Here is a 3,520-nt window from a genome sequence, read left to right as displayed (position 1 = left end):
CAGTTATTTGGTTAGTAAAAAAAGGTTTAGATATTAATGCAGAAGATAGCAGTGGTCAAACTCCTCTAGTTATAGCAATCGAAAATAAAAATATTGAAATGATCAAAATTTTATTAAGATTAAATGCTGATGTTAATCATGTAAATTTTTATAAAAGAATTGCACTTCAAGAGTGTGCAAAGTTTGGAAATATTGAAATATATGATTTATTAGAAAAACTAACAGTAAAAAAAGAAAATATTGATACGCATGGACAAAATATTATTTTTGATGCAGTTCTTAGTAAAAATGAAGAGATGATAAAAAAAATATTATTAAATAGAAGTCCAAGTAAAATTGATTTTAAGCAAGTAGATGAAAATAATCAAAATTTTCTTTTTCATTTTATTAAAAGCGATATTGAAAATGAAGAACTTATTGAAGAGGTAATACTAAATAATTCTGATTTAATAAACCATCAAGATAAAAATGGAAACACAGTTTTAATAGAAGCTGTAAAAGTACTTTTAAGTAAAAAAACTATTTATTCAAAAGAAGAAGAGCCTTTATATTATTTTATTAAAAGTATGTGTTTAGCTAAAATTGATGAAACAATAGAAAATAAAAAATCTGAAAGTGCTCTGTTTTTAGCTATTAATTCTAAAAACTTAGAAGCTATAAAACTTCTATTAGATGCAGGAATTTCTCCAAATATTCAAGATAAAAATGGAAATACTCCATTAAGTACTGTTGCAGTAAAAGGTGAAAAGTTTTTACCAATAGTATCTTTGCTTATTGATTATGCAGCTAATCCAGATATAAAAGATAATGAAGATAAAACAATAATTGAAAAATTAATTGATATAGAACTATTTTTATTAAATGAAAAACAAATTTCTCCAAAATTAAAAAAAATAGTTGATAAAACTAGTGGTAATTATTTTAATGTTTTAGAAAAGATTTTATATAGATCAGAAGTAAATTTAAAAAAATTGAACTCTCAAAAAGAACCATATTTTTATGAGGCTTCTGTATATGGACATGTAAAATTAATCAAACTTCTTACTAAATATGGTGCTGATATAAATCAATCTATAGAAGGTGGTTTAAATATTATTTATAAACTAATGTCTGTATTTAAAGATGAAGAAGATGAAGTTAAATTAAGTAAATATTATATTACTTTAAGAACAGTAATTAAAATGGGTGCAAATGTTAATACACGAGATGATTTTGGCGGTATTACTTTACATAAGGCTATTTTAGATAATGATATTCAAACCGTAACTATTTTAATTTCTTTGGGTGCAGATATTGAAGCTATTGATAATAGAGGTAGAAATATGGTGCATAACACTATTTGGAAAAATAGAAATAAAATTTTTAGATTAATTTGTTCAAGAAATAAAAACTTATTAAATATGACAGATAAATTTAATGTTTTACCTATTCACTATGCTGCATTTTTAGGTTATACAGATTTAGTTTTAGAATTAATGCATTTAGGTGCACATATAAACTCTACACTTGTAAAAGCACCTTATATTATTAAGTTCCTAGAAAGATTTAATAAAAACTTATCAACACTTGTAAATCAAACAAAAAATCCAACAGATAGAAAAAAAGTTAGTGATTTAGTTACTCATATGAGAAAAGAGTTTGAAGTAAAAGAGTAAATGAAATAAATCATTTCTCTTTTTTTATTTAATTCATTGTTTTATATAGTTTTGAATGTTTTTCAATATCTGATGTAGAAGCTTTTCTTCTACAAGATATAAAACATTGTTCACCGTTTTCATTATTATAAGGATAAACTGTTGCTTTAACCCAATAGTATCCACCTGACTTAGTTTCATTTTTTACAAAACCTTGCCATACTTTTTTACTTTTCACAGTTTCCCATAAGTCTTTAAATGCAGCCTTAGGCATATCTTTATGCCTAACTAGGTTATGAGGTTTATTAATTAATTCATCTAATGAATACTCTGCAACTTTACAAAATTCATCATTAGCAAATAATATTCTACCTTTTACATCTGTTTCACTAACTAAAAAAGCATTGTCTTTTAAAATAGTTTCTTTATTATGAGCCACTATTACTTCCTTTTTGAGAATTGAAGATCACAGTTATGTTCTTTTAAATTATCTAATAATTCAAATACATTATCAATTTCAACTTCTATATTTTCAGTTACAGCAATAATTTGACCATTATCATAATCTTGTGCATATAAATCAACAGTATCTTGAACCATAGAATGAACTCTTTGATGAGCTTTTACTAATTCATCCCAAATAGGTCCTTTTGCAAAGTCAGAATCTTTATTAGCAATAAGCCATTTACCCATATCACATTCAGTATGATCTTTTACCTTAAATGTTTTTCCAGATGCACAGTTTTGAAAGTTAGTATTTTTAAATAAAATATGGTCTGTTTTTAGTTTATTTAAATCAAAAATCATATTTGTATCACAAACTCTTCTTTTTGCATCAGCAGAGAAACTTGTTTTATCAACAGCACTTTGTAATTGAAGTGATAAATCTTTTGTAACAGAAGCCATATCATTAATATCACTAGCTAAACTAGCATTACTTTGTGTAGCTTTATCAAGAGCATTTACTGTGTCATTAATTTGATTCATTGCTTCTTGCTGCTCTTTTGCTGAGTTTGCAACATCTTTAATTAATTCAATTGTTGTATGAATATTTGTATCTAGATTATTAAATCCATCTATCATTTGTGCTGATATCTCTTTTCCATCTTTTGCTTTTAAGTTAGCACTTTCAACTAAAGCTTTAATTTCATTTGCAGCTTCTGCACTTCTTGCTGCTAGATTTCTTACTTCTTGTGCAACAACAGCAAAACCTTTTCCTGCTTCACCCGCAGTTGCAGCTTCAACAGCAGCATTAAGTGAAAGGATATTTGTTTGGAAGGCAATTTGATCAATAATTGTAATTGCTTCATGAATAGTATTAACTTCTGTACTAATTTGATCCATAGAATTAGATGTTTTATTTGCTAAATCTTTTCCTATTTGACTTGATTTTGTAACTTCATTAGCATAAGATGACATTTTTGAAGCATTTTCACTACTTTGTGCAATAGTAGATGTAACTTCTTCCATAGCAGCTGCTGTTTCTTCTAATGCAACTGCTTGTTCATTTGATGATTTACTTAATTCATTTGATGCTTTTGATAAGTCATCAGCACTAAATGTTAATCTTTTAGTTGCATTATCAATTAGTGCCATTACTTCATTAATTGTAGATTGTGTTACTTTTGTTCCACTTAATAAAGAAGCTAGTAATCCTGTTGTTCCTTCAATTCTAGGTATTTTAGAATCATATTTTGCATTAGCAAGAGTAACTAATACTTCAGATAAAACAGTTAAATTCTTTTGTGAAGAGTCAATCATATTATTAATTTCAAAAATTAAACTATCAATCTCTTTTGAACTTGCTTTTGATTTAATTCTATCATTAAATAATCCAACATTTACTTTTCCAATGATTACTCTTGTTTCCTCAATTACTTTTTTAT

General features: G+C 26.0%; 3 protein-coding genes. 1 reads left to right on the top strand and 2 read right to left on the bottom strand.

Annotated features, from left to right (window positions below; all coding sequences use genetic code 11):
- On the top strand, positions 1 to 1,655 hold a 1,655-nt coding region (locus ACERKK_RS12255), incomplete at its 5' end, for an ankyrin repeat domain-containing protein (protein WP_373773361.1).
- Between the two features lie 28 nt (positions 1,656 to 1,683).
- On the opposite strand, the gene ACERKK_RS12250 is transcribed toward ACERKK_RS12255, so the two are convergent.
- Both ACERKK_RS12250 and ACERKK_RS12245 read right to left on the bottom strand, forming a co-directional pair.
- Complete coding sequence (locus tag ACERKK_RS12250) at positions 1,684 to 2,073, bottom strand: PAS domain-containing protein (protein WP_373773360.1); 390 nt, start codon at positions 2,071 to 2,073, stop codon at positions 1,684 to 1,686.
- A gap of 2 nt (positions 2,074 to 2,075) precedes the next feature.
- Positions 2,076 to 3,520, bottom strand: a 1,445-nt coding sequence (locus tag ACERKK_RS12245; RefSeq protein WP_373773359.1) for a methyl-accepting chemotaxis protein, incomplete at its 5' end; no start/stop codon positions are given.

It is taken from the genome of Poseidonibacter sp. (assembly GCF_041821165.1).
Taxonomy (GTDB): Bacteria; Campylobacterota; Campylobacteria; order Campylobacterales; family Arcobacteraceae; genus Poseidonibacter.
This window is presented reverse-complemented; position numbering and strand designations above follow the sequence as displayed.